19 protein-coding genes are annotated in these 22,126 nt (G+C 38.9%); 5 read left to right on the forward strand and 14 right to left on the reverse strand.

Translation table 11 applies throughout. The features are described 5' to 3' along the window. Positions 1 to 14 precede the first annotated feature (14 nt). The 5 genes from LVD16_RS02020 to LVD16_RS02040 all read right to left on the reverse strand — a co-directional run bounded on the left by LVD16_RS02020 (position 15) and on the right by LVD16_RS02040 (position 7,087). A complete protein-coding gene (locus LVD16_RS02020; RefSeq protein ID WP_233771914.1) occupies positions 15 to 2,441 on the reverse strand; it encodes an efflux RND transporter permease subunit in 2,427 nt (808 codons plus the stop codon). Between the two features lie 150 nt (positions 2,442 to 2,591). Continuing rightward, positions 2,592 to 3,914, reverse strand: coding sequence for a deoxyguanosinetriphosphate triphosphohydrolase (locus tag LVD16_RS02025; protein ID WP_233771915.1), 1,323 nt, complete (start codon positions 3,912 to 3,914; stop codon positions 2,592 to 2,594). A 150-nt stretch (positions 3,915 to 4,064) separates the two neighbouring features. After that, entirely contained in the window at positions 4,065 to 4,889 is an 825-nt protein-coding gene (locus tag LVD16_RS02030) for a ferritin-like domain-containing protein (RefSeq protein WP_233771916.1), read from the reverse strand. Positions 4,890 to 4,928: 39 nt separating this feature from the next. Continuing rightward, positions 4,929 to 5,624 (reverse strand): ferritin-like domain-containing protein, encoded by a 696-nt coding sequence (locus tag LVD16_RS02035; RefSeq protein WP_233771917.1) that lies wholly within the window; start codon positions 5,622 to 5,624, stop codon positions 4,929 to 4,931. A 326-nt stretch (positions 5,625 to 5,950) separates the two neighbouring features. Beyond that, the gene (locus LVD16_RS02040; protein ID WP_233771918.1) at positions 5,951 to 7,087 is read right to left on the reverse strand and encodes a DUF3103 family protein; all 1,137 of its coding nucleotides are present in this window, start codon (positions 7,085 to 7,087) and stop codon (positions 5,951 to 5,953) included. Positions 7,088 to 7,343: 256 nt separating this feature from the next. On the opposite strand from LVD16_RS02040, the gene LVD16_RS02045 reads away from it, so the two are divergent. Next, entirely contained in the window at positions 7,344 to 8,516 is a 1,173-nt protein-coding gene (locus LVD16_RS02045; RefSeq protein ID WP_233771919.1) for an IPT/TIG domain-containing protein, read from the forward strand. A gap of 269 nt (positions 8,517 to 8,785) precedes the next feature. Here LVD16_RS02045 and LVD16_RS02050 read toward each other — a convergent pair whose 3' ends face one another. From LVD16_RS02050 to mazG, 5 genes are all read right to left on the reverse strand, one after another. After that, on the reverse strand, positions 8,786 to 9,172 hold the full coding sequence (locus LVD16_RS02050) for a DUF2750 domain-containing protein (protein WP_233771920.1): 387 nt from the start codon (positions 9,170 to 9,172) through the stop codon (positions 8,786 to 8,788). Between the two features lie 132 nt (positions 9,173 to 9,304). After that, positions 9,305 to 10,114, reverse strand: a complete 810-nt coding sequence (locus LVD16_RS02055) for a zinc-dependent peptidase (protein WP_233771921.1) — start codon at positions 10,112 to 10,114, stop codon at positions 9,305 to 9,307. A 1-nt stretch (position 10,115) separates the two neighbouring features. After that, positions 10,116 to 11,663, reverse strand: a complete 1,548-nt coding sequence (locus LVD16_RS02060; protein ID WP_233771922.1) for a glycine--tRNA ligase — start codon at positions 11,661 to 11,663, stop codon at positions 10,116 to 10,118. 64 nt (positions 11,664 to 11,727) lie between these two features. Then, positions 11,728 to 13,443 carry a sensor histidine kinase gene (locus tag LVD16_RS02065; protein ID WP_233771923.1) on the reverse strand — a complete coding sequence of 572 codons (1,716 nt, stop codon included), beginning with the start codon at positions 13,441 to 13,443 and terminating at the stop codon, positions 11,728 to 11,730. Between the two features lie 114 nt (positions 13,444 to 13,557). Then, positions 13,558 to 14,376: a nucleoside triphosphate pyrophosphohydrolase gene (gene mazG / locus LVD16_RS02070; RefSeq protein ID WP_233771924.1), complete on the reverse strand. Its 819-nt coding sequence runs from the start codon at positions 14,374 to 14,376 to the stop codon at positions 13,558 to 13,560. Positions 14,377 to 14,460: 84 nt separating this feature from the next. On the opposite strand from mazG, the gene LVD16_RS02075 reads away from it, so the two are divergent. Continuing rightward, on the forward strand, positions 14,461 to 14,691 hold the full coding sequence (locus LVD16_RS02075; protein ID WP_233771925.1) for a hypothetical protein: 231 nt from the start codon (positions 14,461 to 14,463) through the stop codon (positions 14,689 to 14,691). Here LVD16_RS02075 and LVD16_RS02080 read toward each other — a convergent pair. Then, positions 14,688 to 15,653 carry a calcium/sodium antiporter gene (locus LVD16_RS02080; protein WP_233771926.1) on the reverse strand — a complete coding sequence of 322 codons (966 nt, stop codon included), beginning with the start codon at positions 15,651 to 15,653 and terminating at the stop codon, positions 14,688 to 14,690. The two genes, LVD16_RS02075 and LVD16_RS02080, sit on opposite strands and share 4 nt — an antisense overlap. A 157-nt stretch (positions 15,654 to 15,810) precedes the next feature. Here LVD16_RS02080 and glmM point away from each other — a divergent pair, with 157 nt between their 5' ends. The 3 genes from glmM to LVD16_RS02095 are packed head-to-tail and all read left to right on the forward strand — an operon-like array spanning position 15,811 to position 19,296. Continuing rightward, complete coding sequence (glmM, locus tag LVD16_RS02085; RefSeq protein ID WP_233771927.1) at positions 15,811 to 17,202, forward strand: phosphoglucosamine mutase; 1,392 nt, start codon at positions 15,811 to 15,813, stop codon at positions 17,200 to 17,202. Positions 17,203 to 17,207: 5 nt separating this feature from the next. Further along, positions 17,208 to 18,350 carry a cysteine desulfurase family protein gene (locus LVD16_RS02090; protein ID WP_233771928.1) on the forward strand — a complete coding sequence of 381 codons (1,143 nt, stop codon included), beginning with the start codon at positions 17,208 to 17,210 and terminating at the stop codon, positions 18,348 to 18,350. Positions 18,351 to 18,363: 13 nt separating this feature from the next. Continuing rightward, positions 18,364 to 19,296 carry a polysaccharide deacetylase family protein gene (locus LVD16_RS02095; protein ID WP_233771929.1) on the forward strand — a complete coding sequence of 311 codons (933 nt, stop codon included), beginning with the start codon at positions 18,364 to 18,366 and terminating at the stop codon, positions 19,294 to 19,296. Positions 19,297 to 19,298: 2 nt separating this feature from the next. Here the strand turns inward: LVD16_RS02095 and hemH are convergent, their stop codons facing one another. Genes hemH through LVD16_RS02110 form a run of 3 tightly spaced genes read right to left on the reverse strand, consistent with a single transcriptional unit; the run spans position 19,299 to position 22,109 of the window. Continuing rightward, entirely contained in the window at positions 19,299 to 20,315 is a 1,017-nt protein-coding gene (gene hemH, locus LVD16_RS02100; RefSeq protein ID WP_233771930.1) for a ferrochelatase, read from the reverse strand. A 51-nt stretch (positions 20,316 to 20,366) separates the two neighbouring features. Next, positions 20,367 to 20,927 (reverse strand): YqaA family protein, encoded by a 561-nt coding sequence (locus LVD16_RS02105; protein ID WP_233771931.1) that lies wholly within the window; start codon positions 20,925 to 20,927, stop codon positions 20,367 to 20,369. A 15-nt stretch (positions 20,928 to 20,942) separates the two neighbouring features. After that, complete coding sequence (locus tag LVD16_RS02110) at positions 20,943 to 22,109, reverse strand: GNAT family N-acetyltransferase (RefSeq protein ID WP_233771932.1); 1,167 nt, start codon at positions 22,107 to 22,109, stop codon at positions 20,943 to 20,945. Positions 22,110 to 22,126 lie beyond the last annotated feature (17 nt).

Consider the following 22,126-nt stretch of genomic DNA (forward strand, 5'->3'; position numbering starts at 1 on the left):
GCGACTATTTAAAATTATGAGTTTATTTCTTTTGATGTATCTTCTTTATCCACTCTGATCAGGTCCAGATCAATCTCCTCGTCCTCATCTTCCTGATAGAATCCATCATCATATTGTTCTATTAATGGGTGTGCATCCTTTCTACGCTTACCATCATCGAAGGTAAGTAGTAGTGATGGAAGCAAGATTAGATTAGTAAACATAGCGATAAGCAATGTTACCGATGTTAGTATTCCTAATGCTACTGTTCCTCCAAATTCTGAGCCTGCAAAAATTACAAAACCAAAGAACAGGATTATTGAAGTATACATCATACTTGCCCCTGTTTCTCTTAAGCTCTTGCTAACTGCCAATGGTACAAAGAATTTATTACCAAAAAGCTCTTGCCTATACTTGGCCAAAAAGTGAATGGAATCATCTACAGAGATACCAAACACAATACTGAAAATAAGTGCCGTACTTGGCTTCAGAGGAATACCTGCAAAGCCCATAATACCGGCGGTAATCACCAGCGGAATTATATTAGGCACCAGAGAAATAACTATCATCCTGAAGTTAGCGAACAGAATAGCCATGATCACGGCGATAATGATAAATGCCAGTATCAAGCTCATTCTCAGGTTCTTAATTAGGAAGTTATTTCCTTTAATGAACAAAGGAGTAGTACCTGTAATGTCCATTGTAATATCAGAATCAGCAAAAACAGAATCAATCTCTGGTTGAATTACCTGAGTTATTAATGAGTCCATTTTATGCGAACCAATATCAGCTACCTGCATGGAGATCCTCATTTTTTGAAGTGTAGAATCTACAAATGAACTAAAAAGGCCACTGTTATCGCTTTGTCCTTTCATGTAAGGGAGAATAAAGTTTCTTTCTCTCCTATCTGGCAGGCTGTATCTATCAGGGTTGTTATTATAAAAAGCTTGCTTAGATGCCTTTACAAAACTCACCAATGACACAGGCTCTGAAATATCTCTGTTAGAGGCTAGGAATTTCTCAAACCTTTCAATTTTTCTTAAATTCTTAAGATCAATAACCCCTCTTTTTTCCTTGGTATCCACCACTATTTCTAATGGCATAACGCCGCTGAAGTTTTCTTCAAAAAAGGCCAAATCCTTTATTACCTGGCTATCTTCAGGAAGGTCATCTACCATATAAGAAACCGCTCTGATCTTTAGGGTTCCATATACGGAAATAATTACGATCACCGTAGTAGCAATGTAAATGAACATTCTGTGCCTATGGATAAGCAAATCCATCTGCGTAAGAATGAAATCCATCCCTTTGAACCTCAAATGCTTTAGTTGCTTATTTTTTGGAGGCGGCAACCAGCTAAATACAGCAGGTATAAGAATGATACTTACCAAGAAAGTAGCCATGATGTTTATACCAGCTACAATTCCAAATTCTTTAAGGATTACAATATCAGTAGAGGCGAGCACCAAAAAGCCTATTGCTGTAGTGAAATTGGTAATTAGCGTAACTAAACCAATCTTTCTAACAACAGTGCTAACGGCTTTAAACTTGTTACCGTGCTTTTCAAACTCCTGATGATATTTATTGATCAGGTATACACAGTTAGGAATACCTATGACGACTATTACAGGCGGTATAAGCCCGGTAAGTAAAGTGATTTTATATCCAAACAGTGCTAAAGATCCCATTACCCACACCACGATAACAGCGATAATGGTCATTGGAAAAACCACGGCATCCCACGTTCTGAAGAACAGGAATAATATTAAAGCCGTAACACCAATAGAAAGGTATAAAAAGAACTGCATCTCTTTGCTCACCTTTCCAGCTACTACCGAGCGTACGAAAGGTAAACCTGCATAGTGCAGTTGTATACCAGTATCTTCTTGAAATTTAGTACCAGCTTCTACAAGGTTATTGGTAAGATCCATCCTTTTGGACGAATTGTTCACCTCCTTATTGATAGAAACCAACATAAGTGTGGCTCCATTGGTATGATTCACCAGACGGCCACTATAAAATTTTTGATCTAATGCTAATTGGAAAAGGCTATCAAACTCGGCTTTAGATTTGGGTGCTCCCTGAAATATATATTCCAGTTCAAACTTCTTTTCTTTAGCGTTTTTCTTCAACCTCTGTATTTGAGGCAGAGAGATAACATTATTAACACCTTCAAATTTTGAGATCTGCTGCCCTAGTTCTCTGAATCTTTCGAAGTTTTCAGCGCTATAAACAGCACTGTCTTTCAGCCCTATAGCTACCAGGTTTCCATCTTCACCGAACTCTTGCTTAAAGTTCTGAAAGATAACCATATCCGGATCGTCGGAAGGTACAGTTTTAGCGAAATCATAGCTCATTTCCACATCACGAGCATGATAGCCCATGAATGCTGTTATAGCTACTAAAACTAATACCAGCCATAGCCGGTATTTTATTATTATATGCGCGAGTTTAGTCCACATGCTTGTAAAAGAGGCACAAAGGTAATGATTTTGATTTTAAAGTATAATTTAAATCCATTGATGTTGGAAAATACCAACAGACTTACAATTACACGCTATTAGCATAACCGAAATGAAGAGGTCATGTTTCACTATTTTTCATAAAAAAGGTTAAGAATTAGGCAAAGAGATACCTTTTAGCTTTCTGTATAAGGAAATGGCATGAGTATCTGTAAGTCCTGAAATAAAATCTATGCAGGCCATCAGTTTTTCGTATACCGTTTCAGCCCCTTGTACTTCCTCTTTTATCTCCGGCGGCATTAACCCTGAAATAGCTTTAGATTTCTTAGAGCCATCATCTCCACACACTGCCTGCGTAAAAGTTTCTAATAACCCTGGCAACACCTCAAAGCCGGCCGTTTCAGTCTCCATAACTTGCCTGCACCTATATATTTGTTTAATAGAAATATCGGAAATATTATTTAGTACCGGGGTAGAAGGAATGGCATCAGCCAGAGCAACATCAAATTCTCCACACAAGATGTCTTTCTCATTATCAAGGAATAGATTTACTGCCTGCTCTATCAGAACTCCGATGGCCATGGCCCTTAGCGTACCTATTCTTTCATCTATGCTGGTAATAGATTCCAGCTTTTCTTTATTGAACCTGTCTTTAAGAATTCCAGCAAAAAGCTCTACCGTATCATCATAGCTTACCAGACCTAATCGGCAACCGTCTTCAAGGTCAATCAGCTGGTAACAAATATCATCAGCAGCCTCCACTAAAAATGTAAGTGGATGGCGGCTCCAAACAGCATCGCCCCTAGAAATAAGGCCTACATTTTCAGCGATAGTTGAGAATACTTCTTTTTCAGATTGAAAAAACCCGTACTTCTTCTGGCTTCGCTTAGACTTATGCGCTTCTGGAAGCAAAGATTTTCTTGGGTATTTGCTAAATGCCGCCAGAGTGGCAAAGGTCAGCTTTAACCCTTGATATCTGTTTTTATTTAATATTCTGAAGCCTTGAGCATTACCTTCAAAGTTGGTCAGGTCTTGCCATTCCCAATCAGACACCTGAGTTTGGAAACTCTTACCAAAAGGATGAAACTTAAAAAACTCAGAGATGGCATCTTCTCCAGAATGGCCAAAAGGTGGATTGCCTATGTCGTGCGCCAAAGAAGCCGCCGCCACAATGGCCCCGAAATCATGAAAGGAAAATTTATTAGCCAGCTCGGCATGTCTTTGCAGTATAACTTCACCCACTTTCTTTCCTAAAGAGCGACCTACACTGCTTACTTCTAAACTGTGGGTGAGCCTGTTATGCACAAAATCATACTCAGGTAAAGGATGTACCTGTGTTTTGTCCTGTAGCCTTCTAAATGGGTGTGAAAAGATTATCCTATCATAGTCTTGCTCAAAGGCGCTTCTGCTCAGCTCATGCTCTATTGGTTTTTTACCCAGCCTTTGATTAGACAATAACTGTTCCCAGTTCATTCTTTTTGCCTTTTAAATAAAAAGCTAAGGTAAGCCAATTTGGCCAATGGTTAAACTTTAGTGATAGTTTTCCGGTAGGAATGGAAGAATAACAAAAAAGAAGCAGCTCATCTAATGATAAAATGAACTGCTTCAAAGTATTTGTTTTGTTTAGCTTACAATAAATAAACTAGCTATATCAGTGGCCTCAGCGCCGGTTAGTGGCTCATCATAAGCCTCAGTACCTGCATCTCCACCAAAAGCAGAAGCAGTATTAAAACCTGCCTGCATCGTTACATCTTCACCAGCATAAACAGCCGCCGTTGCCTCTGGCATACCGTCTCCCCTTTCATCCTGCACTATCCATCCTTTTAGACCTCGTATTCTTCTCACTTCAGAGGCATGCCTAGCCTCTACCGAATGAATTTGCAAAGCCGCCGTTAATAGATCAGGAGTAGACATTAAGTTTGCCGCCTGTCCTTTATATGCTCTTACACCTGTATCTTCAAAAGCCTGAGCCAATGCAAGAAACTGCGCATACGAAGTAGCTTTATCTACCTGACTGTCGTCATTGAATGGATCAAAACTGCCGCCAACTGTGAAATCAAAGGTGGGCTTATCAATGGAATTATCCCCTAAGCCGGCCTTTAAAAAGTCTACATGAGCAGATTCATGCTTGGATATCTGCATAAAAACTTTCTCCTCTCGCCCACCAGTGGGTATTACACCAGACTGAAGACCAAGCTCATAAAATTCTGCCTCTAGATATTCTAGCGTAAGAGCTAGTTGCAATGCCTCGGTGGGTGTCTCCATTGTTTTAGCATAACTCTTCCTGCCTGCTACAGCCACCAGGCCGAGCGGTGCAGCTGCCAATGCTATATTTTTACCCATTCTAGCAAACTGATTAAAGGCCATCTTACGAGACATAATTCCATTGCCCTTAGAGTCCATCAGATTATCATTAGTAAACTGATCTAATATTTTAAATATATTCATGGTTATCGATTTAATGTGAAAAAATTGTAGAGAGATCCATTAAGGCAAATTATTAGCCGTAAATTTAGTGGTGATGAACCCTGCTGCTATTGGTAGAATTTCTGAAGGTGCTTTAGAAGTATCTAAACCAGATGCATCTATAATATCGTCTCCAGCAAAATCTTTAGAGTCAGGATTAATAAGGCTACGTATAGCTGATGCATGCCTTGCCTCCACTGATACAATTTTTCCTGCAATGAGTAAATAATCAGGCGTTTCTAACAGCTTTCCTGCACCGTTATAAGCGGCAACACCTGTGTCTTCCAGAGCCTTAGCAGTAGCTAATACTGAATCTCTGTCATTAAAATCTAAATCACCATAATCAAACTCCAGCGTAGGTAATATCTGACTTTCACTCGCCACACCAGATATGGCAGCTTTAAAGAAGTCTCTATGAATTACCTCATGATAATAAATATCTGTCAGAATAGCCTTCTCCTCAGTAGTAGCTCCAGCGTAAAAAGAGCTGAAAACCTTAGTATAGAAATCAGCCTCCAACTGTTCCAGAGCGTAAGCATAGTTTAAAACCGCTAAATCTCCAGAACCCAAGTCAAATACTTCGGGATCTGCGTCTCCACCATCATCATCACCGCACCCTAAAAGCAACAAGCCTGCAGCAGCCAGGCCTGCGCCTCCTGCCTTTAAAAAGTTTCTTCTATCCTTATTGTACTTAGGATATACATTGATTTTTTCCATAACACGTTGGTTTAAAATTTAACTATTTACGTACTGGAATGCCCATTAAGATTTGGACATAGCAGATAAATTCAAAATAAATTTTTGCCGCTGAAATAAAGGACAGAAAATTTCTCTACTGCATCATAGAGTGACGACTCTCTATGAATTATTTAAAGGAAGATTAGCGGAGTGTAAAAGAAATACTCCGAAAAAGGGTTATACTTAAGTTAACCTTAATTATTGAATTTAGCACCAAAAAACCCCCTTATCTGAGTATTTAAATCTTATAAAAAGAAAAAGGCCTCCTAATTATTAGAAGGCCTTTAAAAAATCTTTGTAATGTTTTAATTAGCAGGTATAAAATAAGGCCTTAAATTCACCTTAGCATTTCCCCCTGCTCCGTAGTAATTCGTGTAAGTTTTATTTTTCTCAATAGTATAAAACGAATCCACATAATCATCATCATTAGTCCAGAAGCTATCTGGTAAAGCTTCTACTATAGCTGAACCAATGGTGCCTACGGCTGTGATCCATGGCTGGCCACTAATGGTGCCTGCCAGCTTGCTAATCTCAGAAATAAGGATGGACACCAAGTCCTGATAGTTATGATTATCATCTTTTTCGAATAACTGAATATTAGCCGCCTGATAGGCATAATCATCCCAGAAAAGCATGATTTGGTTAGGGTAATAATCCTTATCCTCTTTATCCAGGTAGTACATAGGAATTACCGCCACTTCTGCATCTTTATCGGCGTTTCTAATACCTGATGTTACGGCATATATCTCCGCAGCACCACTGATCCACGGCTCCTGATCATCATTAAGACGTATTTTATCAAGAATGGTAGTTTCGGCACCATTGGCAGCAGTTCTTGCTGATTTATCAATTTGAGGAAGGTTTTCCTGAAGACCTGCCTCCTGCAGTTTCTTATTCATAAAGCTCACCTCCACTTTGAAAGCTTCAAAACCATGCTTTTCAAGTACAATCACAGGCACATTTGGTTCCTGCTTAGCATCCAGGTAAACCACTTCTCCCTGTAGGGTGTAAGCTCTTACTTTAGTCCACTCCGCCTCATCTCCAGCTGGAGGATAAGCTACTAATACATTTTCTGCATTCACAGCTACACCATTAGGCTCATGTAACCAAAGCTCAGGAATGGCCACCTCCTCAGGAGCCTCACCTTTCAGTTGCTCATCATAGAAGTTAGCTGATTCATTAAGTCTGGCTCCCACTTCAGAGGATTTAGGAGTCACTTTAGAAATTACCTCACTTAGTTTTACCCCCACAGGCTGAGTTTTGAGCAAGGCTGTAGTCGCCTCCAGATTATTACCTTCTTTCAGGAAGCTGGTCATATCCAGCGCCATTTGGTCAAGGTCAGAATTATCAGATTTTTCGGAAGGTTTTACCTGGCTATCATTACAGCTAGCCAATAAAACAGCGGAGGCCATAGCCATGGCCGCTAGTGTTTTTTTAATCATCGGATTTAGGTTTAAGGTTTAAAATATATCAATTCGAAGAATTAATATTTATCCTATTAATTTAAGTAGGAATCAGATGAATGAAAAATCTGTATGGTTAATTCTTTGTGAAGAGTGACAAGGTTATGCTCTATCAAATGTATAAGCCAGAAAATGCAACTAATTAATACTTGAATTATTCAGCACCATTCTTTGTTTCCACCAAGGTTACTTTTATATAGGCTAGATCATAAAAGTCAATAAACTAGACCCCAAAATGAAAGCAGGAATTAATATATTCATAAATACAATTCTTATAACCCTATTCATATCATGCTCCGAGGATGATGCCATAAAGTCAAATATTTCATCCGTGGAACCTGCATCAGGTGATATAGGGTCAACTATCACTATAAATGGAAGTAATTTCTCTAATGACGGAGGAAGTATAAAGGTGTTCTTCAATGATACAGAGGCCGAAGTGATTTCCAGCTCTACAGAAGAACTAACTGTTAAAGTCCCATACACTTCTGATAAGCAGGTAACTTTAACAGTTATCAATAACGGGCAATCAACAGACTCTCCAAACAAGTTTGTAATCACCTCTGGCACATGGACAAGAATTTCGACTAACAATCCATTGACCATCTCAGGGTCTTCTAGTTTATTTTATAATATAAACAACAAATTATATCTGCATCATAGTGACGGATGGTTAAATGGTGAACCTTATCCTGCTACATTTCATGAATACAATGTTTCTGCATCTAGCTGGGATGAGTTAACACCACTGAAAGAAGATTTATCCGTCTCCTCATATGATTTTCAATGGACCATCAGTGGCAAAGGATATTATTACAGTGAATCCGATAAAACTATTTCTGTATTTAACTCCCAAACAAAGGATTGGACTACCTTAACAAGCAATCCATATGGCTCTACCATTTACAGAGCCTTTTATATAGCATCAACTAATACCACATATTTCATAATTAATAATGGAGATTTCATCAGTTACAATTTTAATACTGATACATGGAAGGAAGAAATATCTAATGGGTTTAATGAGACAATGAACTACCTCGGGGGTTATGCTGGATCAGATTCTTTCGGATTTATAGCGACGGAACTAGGAGGTGTTTGGAAATTTGACCCAACAGATAACCAATGGATCAAGTTGCCATCTTTTACAGGCTTTTATACTGATAATATCAATGGTGGCATCTTTCTAACCGTTAATGATGTACTATATGTTGGATCAAGCATATCCGACGAGAACAGCCTATGGTATTTCAACACAAATGATAATGCATGGTATCAAAAACTATCTTTCCCAAGAGAAGGCAAAGAATCACTTTTTATCCCAACAGAAAGTGGCTTTTATTGGGGATTTGGCATAGGTGAAAATGAATCTTATTCAAAGGACTTGTACCTATTTGAGGAAGATTAAATAGGAATAAGCTGAGTTACATCATCAAAGGGCCGCTTTAACGCGGCCTTTTTTAATATAATATATCGGCAAATCTCAAGAACTAAGACCACTGGCAACATAACCATTGGAATCACCAATATATACAACCCATCATGAGATGAGCTGCCCCAACTAAAAGCATCAAGCAATACGATATTAAATAAGCAGTATAAATAAAAACAGCTGACAAAGCGAGGTATACAAACCTGGTAAGGAGGGGTTTTGTCATTTGAGATTGTTTTTTAAAATCAATCAGAATCCATTTCATCCAAAAGCTCTTCGGCTAAAACGGCTGATGGCACGCACATGGCATCCTGGTCTTTCACAAAAAACACTCCGATTAAGATGTTCTTCTCATCAAAATCGGGAAGGATGTATTCCCACAGCTCGTCCATGTCTACGAAGCCGTGATAGTATTCATCGCCGGAGAATTGCTCAAATGGGCAGAGTTCCGCTGCTTCTTTGTGAGGCCAAATAGGAAAGACCTCATCCCCATCCGAATCTGTATAAGTCGCGATTCCATCATCTTTTTGAATGCACCATAACCCCTCATGTTTAACTATTTCTCTTATAGTATACTCAAACCTATCCTGGATATTGAGCTTGATGATATTCTTTATTTTATCTGGATGCATTTTAATAAATTAATAATTCAGGCTTTTGAATAGATATACTCCCTCTCTCCTATAACGTTAAGTTCAAATTACAAACTTCAAGTGAATTCCATCCATTTGCCTTCTTATAAACACCTAAATATGTTCGGAATTTTAAGAATAAAGCGACATCAAATCCTGTCTTAGCAAACGTACTAGTGCATCATACAAATCCGGCAGGGCAGCTTTGAAGCCCACGGGATTTTCAAAGAAGTATTCTAGCGCCACAGCAAAGAACTCATATTGGTTTGTGCCCGCGTAGCTTCTAAAGAAGTGTGGTTCACCACTTTGTATTTTAGGTAGCTCACGTGCTGTAATCAATTCTAATTGGTAAAGCGCTCTTCTATCCAGAAAATCGTACTCTTCATTCCTTATCCTATTCTCAAAGTGAATGGCATGAGCCATCTCATGAAGGCCTACATTAAAACTATCCGTTAAGTCAGCATAGCCATCTACAAAAGCTTTCCAGGACAATACAATTACCCCCATTCTTGGATTAACTTCTCCAGCATGATACAGCTTTGTAATCCTTGAATAATAGGAATCCGGATAAATAAGTATTCTATTGAAGTTAGCCAGGTATAAGAATGGTAAGCCAAAAGTGAGTTGTATGGCAGAAGCAGAGATCAGCACTTTCATTTCATCTGTAACCTCAGCAAACCCTCTGGGAATAAAGGTTTTGCTATACATAAACTTTTGCAGTCTCTTTTTAAAGATTTCTCTGTCTGCCACCCCTAAAGAGTTATAGTAAGCAGAATATTTACCTAAAATCTCTTCATGAGACACACTGAGCCTGGCCTGGCGCTTTACAAACTGCTTTCCATTATCATACATGTAAGAAAATACATCATGAGAAATGGAGTATACACCAAATATAAGTACCAGCAGTAACACTACTACTGGTACAATGACAATTGCGTTCAAATTACTTTACTTGTTTGAGGAGACTGGTTAAGGAAACTAAATCTTCAACTCTTCCCTTCAAATCTGCGATGGCAATTCTCTCTTGCTTAGCAGTGTCTCTATCTCTAAGCGTTACAGTATTATCTTCTAATGTCTGATGATCTACAGTGATACAATATGGAGTACCTACGGCATCCTGTCTTCTGTATCTTTTACCTATAGCATCTTTTTCGTCATACTGACAAGTGAAGTTATACTTTAGCTCATCTATTATTTCTCTGGCTTTCTCTGGCAAACCATCTTTCTTCAATAATGGCAGTATGGCCACTTTCGAAGGTGCTAATGGAGCAGGTATTTTAAGCACTACTCTTTCGCTACCGTCCTCTAAAGTTTCTTCAGTATATGCCGCCGACATAATAGCCAGGAACATACGATCAAGACCTATTGATGTTTCGATAACATATGGCACATAACTCTTATTCTCCTGAGGATCAAAGAATTGTAATTTCTTACCAGAATGCTCCTCATGAGCTTTCAAGTCGAAATCTGTACGGCTGTGAATACCTTCAAGTTCTTTAAAGCCCATAGGGAAGTTAAATTCGATATCACAGGCGGCATTAGCATAATGAGCCAAATTCAAATGATCGTGAAAACGGTAATAGTCTTCTCCCAGACCTAAGGCTTTATGCCAATTAATACGAGTTTGTTTCCAGTTATCGTACCATGCCATTTCATCACCTGGCTTAACGAAAAACTGCATCTCCATTTGCTCAAATTCACGCATACGGAATATGAACTGACGGGCGATGATCTCATTTCTGAAAGCCTTACCTATCTGAGCTATACCAAATGGGATTTTCATCCTTCCGGTCTTTTGCACATTTAGAAAGTTTACAAAAATACCCTGCGCTGTTTCCGGTCTTAAATATATTTTGTTGGCACCCTCGGCTAATGAGCCAAGTTCAGTAGCAAACATTAGGTTAAACTGGCGTACATCAGTCCAGTTTTTAGATCCTGAAACAGGATCAGCAATACCTAGATCTTCAATAAGAGTTTTCAGCTGGCTAAGATCTCCACTCTCCATCCCGGCTTTCATTCTGCTGTTGATAGAATCTATCTCTTCATTGTATTTCACCACCCTTGGGTTAGTGCTTACAAACTGATCCTTATCAAAGCTATCTCCAAACCTTTTGGCAGCCTTATCAACTTCTTTATCTATTTTGCCCTCTATCTTGGCAATGTGATCTTCTATCAGAACATCAGCACGATACCTCTTTTTAGAATCCTTATTATCGATCATAGGATCATTAAAAGCATCTACGTGCCCTGAAGCTTTCCAGGTGGTAGGGTGCATGAATATGGAAGCATCGAGCCCCACAATATTCTCGTTCATTTGCACCATGGATTTCCACCAGTAGCTTTTAATATTATTTTTAAGCTCTACACCATTCTGACCGTAGTCATAAGCGGCTCCTAAGCCATCGTATATTTCACTAGAAGGAAAAACAAACCCATACTCTTTAGCATGAGCTACTATCTTTTTTAACAGGTTTTCGTCTTGATTTGCCATAGAGGGCAAAGATAATAAAATGATCTTTATGCAATAACGAATTGCACGTTACTAATCTGTTTAATCAAATTTTGGGAATAGAAATAGTGAATGCGGTGCCTTCACCCATGGTTGAATGCACTGATATACTGCCATCTAACTTATCGGCCATCTCCTTGGCTATATATAACCCCAGACCGGACCCTTCTGAGTCTTCACTGGCTCTGAAGAACATGTTGAAGATATCCTGCTGCAGATCTTCCTTAATACCGCGGCCATTATCAGCAATAGTTATAACAATTTGATCATCAATCATTTCACCCTTAATAATCACATAGGGATCATCTTTAATTATATCATGATACTTGATGGCATTTGCCAAAATGTTATTAACTATGATTTTAAGCCTGCTACGATCAGCCAGAAATTCAAGGTCCAAATTCTCCTTTACTATCCTTATCTCCTGAGAGTGCTCAAAGTATTGCAAATTAAGAATAGCGTCAGACACCAGTTGATTTAAATTAATGGAGTCTTTTTCAACAGAAAGCCTTGAGTTTCTAGAGTAATCAATTATATCAGCAATGAAACCGTTGAGCGTATCTATCCGCTCACGCATCATATTGAGGCAATTTTTCTTTTCCTCATCATCATCTGTGAGTTCAAATATTCTTATGAGCCCTAAAATAGAACTTAGTGGAGCTTTAAGATCATGAGAGGTACTATATACAAAGCGATCCAGCTCGGCATTAGTCTTTTCGAGCATTTTATTTTGCTCATTTATTTTTTCCGCGGCTCGCTTGCGTTCGGTTATATCTATGATTGACCCTACCATGCGTACAGGATTTCCGTTCTCATCCCATTCTGCCTGGCCAGTATCTAATACCCAGATATATTCCCCACGCGTTTTCATCATGCGCACCTCCACTTTGAAGGGCGTTCTGTTTTTCAGGTGAGAACGCATTTTTTGAGCGAATAGCTTTTGATCATCTCGGTGAATAGTGGCCTCAAACACCTGCTTATAAGCTTGATTGATAGTATCTCCATAGCGGTAATCGAGCATTTCAGCTAACAGCGGCGATATATATATAGAATCATTTAGAATGTCCCAGTCCCAAATGCCGGCACTATTACCATGAATGGCTAACTCAAATCTATTTTTGCTTTGAGTAAGTTCTTCGGTTAAGGCTCTCAAGCTTTTTTCATTCTTTCTTAAGTTGTCTTCAGACTTTCTGTTTATCCGAAGTAGGAATGAAATGATAAAAATCGAGGTGATGGAGGCTATTATAAAATTGACCAAAAAGTTATTGGCTACATCTTCAACTGGAAAATCTGTTTTAGGAATAAAATCAAATTCATTATAGAAGCCCGCTAAAAATAAAGCAAGTGCGAACGCCGAAGATATATAGCCTTTTAGCCTTTCCTTATACCCAAAAAGTGTAAAAGACCCAATTATGCATATAATGAAGAAAAGGTATGACCCCGTGCCGGGTAGCTCCATTTCATAAAGCACAAAAACAGTAAGATTGGCTCCAAAAAGAAGTATAAGTCTGGCCAGTGTATAAAGCCCAATGCGGTTATTGATCAGACTAAGTATGGAGGTAAAACCCAGGCCCAAGTAAACCCATAACCCGGACATAGAGCCGTGGAAAAAATCGAAAAGGAAATAAAATATTGCCACAAAAAGGGCTATCAGACTAAACTGACTGGTAAGCATTACCCTTTTATAGAGGGTCCAGGATTCTATATAGATATCCTTACCAATAAAATAATTACGAAGTTTAAACCTCTTTTTCCCTTTCATTAAGCCAAATAAATGGCCTGAATTTAAGTTAAATGCTCAAATTTCAAAATTTTATGGCGGAGTTAATAATAAAATTAGTTGCATCCTTCAGTTAATTCAGTGAATAGTGCTAGTTCATAAAGATTTAGCTCTTTCCCAATATTCGTCCATTTCATCCAGGGTCATTTCAGTAATATCCTTACCATCCTTGGCGGACTCGGTCTCTAAAAATTGAAACCTTTTGATGAACTTTTTATTAGTTCGCTCCAGCGCTTCTTCCGGATTTATATCGATGAAACGCGCATAGTTGATAAGTGAAAAAAGCAAATCACCAAACTCACTCTGGGCCTTTTCCTGATCTATGTTTCCTGACTCTGGGTTGAACTCTGTTCTGAACTCACCCATTTCTTCTTCCACCTTATCCCAAACCTGCTGAGGCTCATCCCAATCGAACCCTACTCCACGAGCTTTCTCCTGAATTCGCATGGCTTTAACCAATGCCGGTAATGACTTAGGCACGCCACCCAAAACAGACTTCTTCTTATTCCCTTTCTCTCTAAGCTTTATCTTCTCCCAGTTTTCCTTCACCGCTTTTTCATCTTCCGCATCTACATCTCCATAAATATGCGGGTGACGCTCTACCAGCTTATCACAAACACTATGTAGGACGTCTGAGACATCAAAATCTTTAGTTTCTGACGCAATTCTGGCATAAAAAACATTGTGTAACATAAGGTCGCCCAGTTCCTTTTTTATCTCGTCCACATCGGCCTCAATAATAGCATCACTAAGCTCATAAGTTTCCTCAATGGTCAGGTGCCTTAATGACTCTAATGTTTGTTTCTTATCCCACGGGCAGTTTTCCCTTAACTCATCCATAATGGTGAGAAGACGATCGAAGGCTTCTAGTTTACTGGCTCTGTTAAGGTCTGGTGTTTTCTTAATTTCTTTCATGCGAACTATTGGGATTTAAGAAACTTAAAGTTAATGGTGTACGTTTAGCAACTGATGGCTAAATTTGCACAAAAATAGACAATCATGGGTACTACTTTATTATTGACAATCGGATTTATAGGGGTGTTTTTTATACTTATGTCTGTGAGACTTATTTTTATAAAAGACGGGCAGTTTAAAGGTACTTGTGCTTCTCAGAACCCATACCTAAATAAAGAAGGTGCTACTTGTGGCTTCTGTGGAAAGAAAGTAGGTGAAGGTGAAGCTTGTGGCAACCCAGAAAATGAAGTAGACAAAGTAATGTCTAAATTTTAACCTCTCTGTACCAGGTAATAGATATATCCTAAATACACCAGTACAAACAGGGCTCCTTCCCATCTTACTATTTTTGCACCCTTGCCCACTGCTACCGCAAAAAGAAGCAGTGCACTGGCAAATATTATCATTACAATATCCGTATTGCTGGCCACATCAAATGGCAACGGTCTTACCACAGCACTAATTCCTAAAATCCATAGCAGGTTGAAAATGTTAGATCCTACCACGTTACCCACAGCTATATCTGTATTATTCTTGTAAGCTGCCACGGCAGAAGTAAAGAGCTCAGGTAAAGATGTGCCAATGGCTATTACTGTAAGGCCTATAAAAGTTTCACTTAATCCAAAATCCTGGGCTATTTTCACAGCTCCATTCACTACCCATTCTCCACCAAAATATAGCCCCACCAGGCCGCCTAAGATATACAGCACCGATTTCTTCTTACTTAACAGCTCGCTGGTATTTATGGTAACATCTTGTGGCGTTTCATTAGAGCGATGCACTACATAGATATACCCTAAAAAAAGGCAGAAAAACACTAGCAATATACTGCCGTCTAACCGACTCAAAGTCAGCACCCTGTGATCTGAAAGCAAGGCAGCATTAGCCAGAAAACCTACAAGTAGTGTAGCTATGAGCGAAAATGGTATTTCAGAAAAATATATGTTTTTTGTGATAGGAAGAGCTCTTATAATGGAACTCACACCTAGAATAAGGAGAATATTAGCAATGTTACTTCCAAAAATATTTCCAATAGCTATCTCAGAACTACCCTTAAAGCTTGCTGTAAGGTTTACCAGCAATTCCGGTAAAGAAGTACCAAATGACACAATGGTGAGACCGATAATCATCTCAGAAACATTAAACCTTTTGGCTATACTAGAAGAGCCAAGTACCAGCAGATCTGCTCCTTTAATAAGTACTACAAATCCAAGCCCAAACAGAATGTATATTAACATATAAAAAATTTAGCACAGATAACCGGCAATTTAGATGAAAATAATAGTTTAAGTCACTCGATTTAAATAATTTTTATGAACAATGTTTATTTATCTCGAACGTATTAACTTTTTAAAATTCATACATTTGTAACGATTAAAAAGAAAAAATTATACTGTGACATTAATCAAATCAATTTCTGGAATACGAGGAACTATAGGTGGTAAAGCAGGCGAGGGACTGTCTCCTATAGACATAGTAAAATATACAGCCGCTTTCGGGTCATGGGCCTCAGAAAAATCAGGCAACAAAAAGATTGTGATAGGCAGAGACGCCAGAATTTCTGGTGAGATGGTAAGTGGCCTGGTAACGAACACATTGATAAGCCTTGGCTTAGATGTGGTAGACCTGGGACTTTCCACTACTCCTACCGTAGAGATAGCTGTACCTGAAGAGGGCGCCGCGGGAGGGATAATCCTTACAGCAAGCCATAATCCTACTCAGTGGAATGCACTAAAGCTTCTTAACGATAAAGGGGAGTTTATATCTGCTGATGACGGTGCAGAAGTGCTAAAGATCGCTGATGAAGATAATTATGAGTTTGCAGAGGTGCTTCACCTGGGCTCTTACAGACAGGATGCCACCTACATTGACAAGCATATAGAGAAGATTCTGGCTTTACCATTGGTAGATAAAGATGCTATTGCCTCTAAAAACTTCAGTGTAGCTATTGACTGTGTTAACTCTACAGGTGGTATTGCTGTACCAAAATTATTGGAAGCCTTAGGTGTACAAAATGTAAAGAAATTTTACTGCGAACCTACCGGGCACTTCCCACATAACCCTGAGCCCTTACCTGAAAATATCGCTCACATATGTAGTGAAATGGAAAAAGGCAGGTTTGACCTGGGTATAGTGGTAGATCCGGATGTAGACAGGTTGGCTCTTATACAAGAAGATGGTACTCCTTTCGGAGAAGAATACACATTGGTGGCTATATCAGATTATATTCTATCTGAAACCAAAGGAAATACAGTTTCTAACCTATCTTCTACCATGGCTCTTCGCAAGGTAACAGAGAAGCGTGGTGGACAATATACTGCTTCTGCTGTAGGCGAAGTGAATGTGGTGACTGAGATGAAAAACACTAACGCCATCATTGGTGGTGAAGGTAATGGCGGTATCATTTACCCTGAGCTTCATTATGGTAGAGATGCATTGGTAGGTATAGCATTATTCTTAACTTATATGGCAAAAACAGATTTGCATGTATCAAGAATAAGAGCTTCGTTCCCTAACTATCATATTTCAAAAAATAAAATTGAATTAACCCCACAGATAGATGTAGATGGCATTTTGGAGCAAATTAAAACCAAATATGCTAATCAAAAAGTAAACACTATCGACGGTGTTAAAATAGAATTTGAAAATGAATGGGTACATTTGCGAAAGTCTAATACTGAGCCAATCATTCGAATCTATTCGGAGTCAGATTCAGAATCTACCGCTGAGTATTTAGCCAACAAAATCATTTCCGACATAAGAGATATTATTACTACGCAAGCATAAGTGTGATGGAGGTTTATTTAGATAATGCAGCTACCACCCCGGTAGATCCTGATGTTTTTGAGGCGATGAAGCCATATTTTCTTTCTGATTTTGGAAACCCCTCTTCTACTCATGCACATGGTAGAAAGGTGAGATCAGCCATAGAATATGCGCGAAAGCAGGTAGCTCAACTTCTAAACGCCACCCCAGGTGAGATTTTCTTTACCAGTGGAGGTACCGAAGCAGATAACACTTTGATCTGCTCCATTATTGATACTTATGAGTTAAAACATGCCATTACTTCAGAGATAGAGCATCACGCTGTGCTCAACACACTTGAAAATTTGGCAAAAAGCGAAAAAATAAAATTGAGCTACGTGGCCTTAGATGAAAAAGGCCATGTAGACCTCAAAGATTTAGAGAGACTTCTTTCTGAAAATGAAAGATCACTAGTGTCTCTGATGCATGCTAATAATGAAATAGGCAACATCACCGATTTAGATGAAGTAGGTGTAATATGTGCAAAACATAAAGCCATTTTTCATTCTGACACCGTGCAGACTGTAGGGCATTATCAGCATAACTTAAAAAACCTGAACATTCATTGCATAACAGGTGCTGCACACAAATTCCACGGTCCGAAAGGAATTGGCTTCATGTATATCAATAAGAATACGAAGATCAATCCATTCATTCATGGAGGAGCGCAGGAGCGCAACATGCGTGGCGGAACTGAGAATGTAGCCGGTATTATAGGCTTAGCCAAAGCTTTGGAAATTGCTTATAATGAGATGGAAAGCCATCAAAATTATATTCAGGGACTGAAAGACAGAATGATAGCCAAACTACAAGAAAAGATAGATGGCGTTTCCTTTAATGGTAATTCAGCTGATCCTGATCATAGCTTATACACGGTATTAAATGTATGTCTCCCAGAATCTGCGGATAATGATATGCTTCTATTCACTTTAGATATCAATGGCATTTCTGCTTCTGGTGGTAGTGCGTGCTCCAGCGGTGCTTCTACCGGTTCGCATGTGCTAGCAGGCATAAAAGCAGATCCGAGCCGTGGTGCCGTGAGATTTTCGTTTAGCAAATACAATACTGCTGAAGAAATAGATTATACCGTAGAGAAATTAGCTGAGTTTTATAATAAAGTGGAAGCCTAATCGTAATTCATTTATGATTAAGCAGGCTATAATACTTTTCCTCATCTGCTGTTCGGCCACATCTTTCGCCCAAAAGAAGATGTGCGTTACCATTGATGATCTTACCGATATGTCTGTTGGCAAAGAAACTCAACTAAGAAAATGGGTAAATGAGGAGATCGTAAAAGTTTGCGTAGCTCACGCTGTACCTGCCATTGGCTTTGTCAATGAAAACAAAGTTTATAAAAATGAACAGGTAGATTCAGCATCTGTGAACATGCTTAAGTTTTGGCTAGACAACGGCCTGGAACTAGGAAATCACACTTATAGCCACCTGGATTATAATAAAGCTACTTCAGAAGAATTCTTTAAAGAAATTGAAAAAGGCCAGATTGTAACTAATCAACTCCTGGGCCCTGATGAGCAGGTAAAATATTTCAGACACCCTTTTTTACACCGTGGAGACACAAAAGAAAAAGTAGAGGCCTTAGAAAATTATCTTGAGCAACATGATTTAATTGAGGCCCCCGTTACCATAGATAACTCAGAGTGGATTTATGCTGCTGCGTACAAAAAAGCCTTCGATCAGGAAGATAAACTAATGAAAGACAGCATAGGCCAAAGCTACATATCATATATGATGCAAAAAGTAAAGTATTACGAAAAGGCCTCAAACACGCTTTTTGGCAGGACTATAGCTCACACCTTACTTATTCATGATAATCTACTTAATGCCGAATATCTTGACGGTTTGTTAGCAGCCCTTGAGAAAGAAGGTTATGACTTCATCTCACTCGAAGAAGCGCTCTCAGATCCTGCATATAGCAGTGATGACCAAGTAGCTGCTTCTTGGGGCATTAGCTGGATACAGCGATGGGCTATTACCCAGAAAAGGCCTAAAGAGTTTTATGTAGGAGAGCCGCTATGCCCACAGTTTATACAGGATTATAGCGGCATAAAAGAATAAGTTTACTCAAGTACAAGTTCTTTCAAACACTCCACCCATAGTGGATGATCATTAAGACTTTCTACTAACTGTACTTTTTCACCACCATGCTCCTCGAAGATTTCCTGATACTCGTCTCCAATCTCAATTACGGTTTCAAGACAATCTGCAGTAAAGGCAGGTGAGAATACAAGTAGCTTTTTAGCTCCTTTTTTACCCCATTCTTCTACCACCTTATCAGAGAAAGGCTCCAACCAGTTTTTATCTAATCTCGATTGGAAACAAACTGTATAATCAGATTCGCTAATTCCTAATTTCTCAGCGATAAGTCTGGTAGTGGCAAAGCAAGTAGCTTTATAGCAATATTGATTTTCTTCTGTGATGGTGCTTTCACAGTCATGACCTTCACACACCCCGGTATTATAGACTTTATCAACCTGCCTTACGGGTAAACCATGGTAGGAGAATAATATGTGATCATAATCTGCCAGTTTATATTTAGATGCTCTATCTACTATGGCATCAATGAACTTAGGGTGCTCATAATACTGGCTTATAAATTTCATTTCAGGTATAACCCACCACTTTCTTACTACATCCATCACTTCTTGCAAAGCTGATCCTGTAGAAGCTGAAGCATACTGCGGGAACATAGGTAGCACTATAATTTTCTTATAGTTCAGTTTTTTCATCTCTTCCAGCACACTGGGAATAGATGGGTTTTTATACCTCATAGCCAAGTGTACGCCATAGTCATCGCCTAAAGAGTCACTTAGAAGATCTCTTACTTTCTCGCTATGAAATATTAGAGGAGACCCTTGATCAGTCCAAAGTTCTTTATAAATCTTAGCAGATTTGGGTGCTCTGAAAGGAACAATGATACAGTTCACCAACAGCTTTCTTCCTAACCAGGGAATGTCAATCACCCTCGGGTCATTTAAAAACTGAGATAGATATGAACGTACATTTGACACTGAAGGGCTATCTGGTGTACCCAGGTTAACCAATAATACTCCTACTTTTCCTTTTACTGAATTCATAGCCATTTATAATATGGCTGCAAAGGTAGGTAATAATGAATAATTTAACCCTTATATCTGGGCGTGATAAACGAGGTAAGAGTAAACTGCAAACCTTAAAAACCTGGTGGCTGCTATTAATAAAAATCTGCTGGCTTTAAAATTAGCCATCCCTACCAGCATACAAACTGCGCTAAAAGGAACAGGAGTCACGGCACCAACGAAGATCAAAAAACCACCATATCTTTTTAACTGCTTTTGATATTTTGTAACATGGCTAGCCAAGTATTTCTCAAAGAGCTGCGTGTTCTTAAAATTATGACCAATGAAATAGCCAAACACACCCGCGCTATATGAGATAATGGCCAGAAAAGCCACGTTAAGCACATACGAATCGAAGAGCCCACTATTGATTGACCATATCATGAATAGCTCAGGAGGAATGATGCCAAAGACTATTTCAGAAACGCAATAGGTCATATAAACCCAAAAGGGCCACTGACCTATGTAATCTAGAAAGGCATCAAAATCTGTATACTTCTGTAATAGAATGTATCCTATAATGAGCAGTACGAAGAAAAAAAATCCTTTGGCCAGATTCTTAATCAGAAACTTTGACCTGTAGCTTAACATTCTGAGATCAGAAATTTACTGCATAGGACATCTTGTAAATGGCTTGGTTTCATCAAATAACTTACGATAGGTAATATGCGTTTTTACGATTTCGCCACCTACTTGTTCCACCACACGGATCATTTTAGGGTTAAAATCTCCTATCCAGTTCATTTCCAGGTAAGGATACCTGTGATATTTATCCTGAACCATTTCTGCTGTAGCTAAAACCAAAGCTCCTTCGAGCCCTTTACCTTGATGCTCAGGAGTAATACCGAACACCAAACCAAGCATTTTATTGCAGCTCCTGGTCCATTTATGATATAAAAACTTAAGCTTTCCTATCAGGTCAAGCTTTCCATTTACATGTTTGAAAATTTGATTTACCTCTGGCAAATTGATGTAAAATGCCACCGGCTCCTCTTCATAATAGCCAAACCATACGATTTTCTCATCCATAATAGGCTTCATCTGCTTCATGATGGTTTTGGCCTGCAGAGATGACATTTGTGCCACTCCTTTATGACGAGCCCAGGCTTTATTGTATACCGTTCTGAAATCTTCAGTATACTTATCCATCTTCTTCATGTCCATATGGCGGAAAGAATAGCCAGGAGCGTTAAGCATCTTTCTACCTTTTTCCATTAATCTTGGAGAGAATGGCTCTCTTACCTTTCTACCAAAAGTGAATTGCTTAAAATATAATTGAAAGCCATAGGCCTCAAATAATTCCTGATAATAAGGAAAGTTATAATTACAGTTATAGTTAGGCTCAAGTTCAAAACCATCTACCAATAGGCCCCACCACTTATCTCTTTCTCCGAAATTTACGGGACCATCCATAGCCTCCATGCCGCGAGCCTCTAACCACTCTTTCCCAGTATCAAAAAGCTTAAAAGCAGCATCTTTATCATTAATACATTCAAAGAATCCTAGACCGCCGGTTGGTTGATCATTTCCTTTACTTACCGTTTTTTTATTAATGAAAGCGGCAATTCTACCAATGGTTTTCCTCCTATCATCTTGCAGAATCCAGCGGATACATTCACCATTTCTGAAAGCTTTATTTTGTTTTGGATCAAAAACTGCGTCAATATCCTTATCTAAAGGACGGATCCATGTGGGGTCTTTTTTATATAATCTTACAGGAAACTTGATAAACTCCTTGGCGAGCTCTGATGTATTAACCTCTAGCATTTTCATATCGCAATAATAAGCCT

The sequence above is a fragment of the Fulvivirga ligni genome (genome assembly GCF_021389935.1).
In the GTDB taxonomy this organism is placed as follows: Bacteria; Bacteroidota; Bacteroidia; order Cytophagales; family Cyclobacteriaceae; genus Fulvivirga; species Fulvivirga ligni.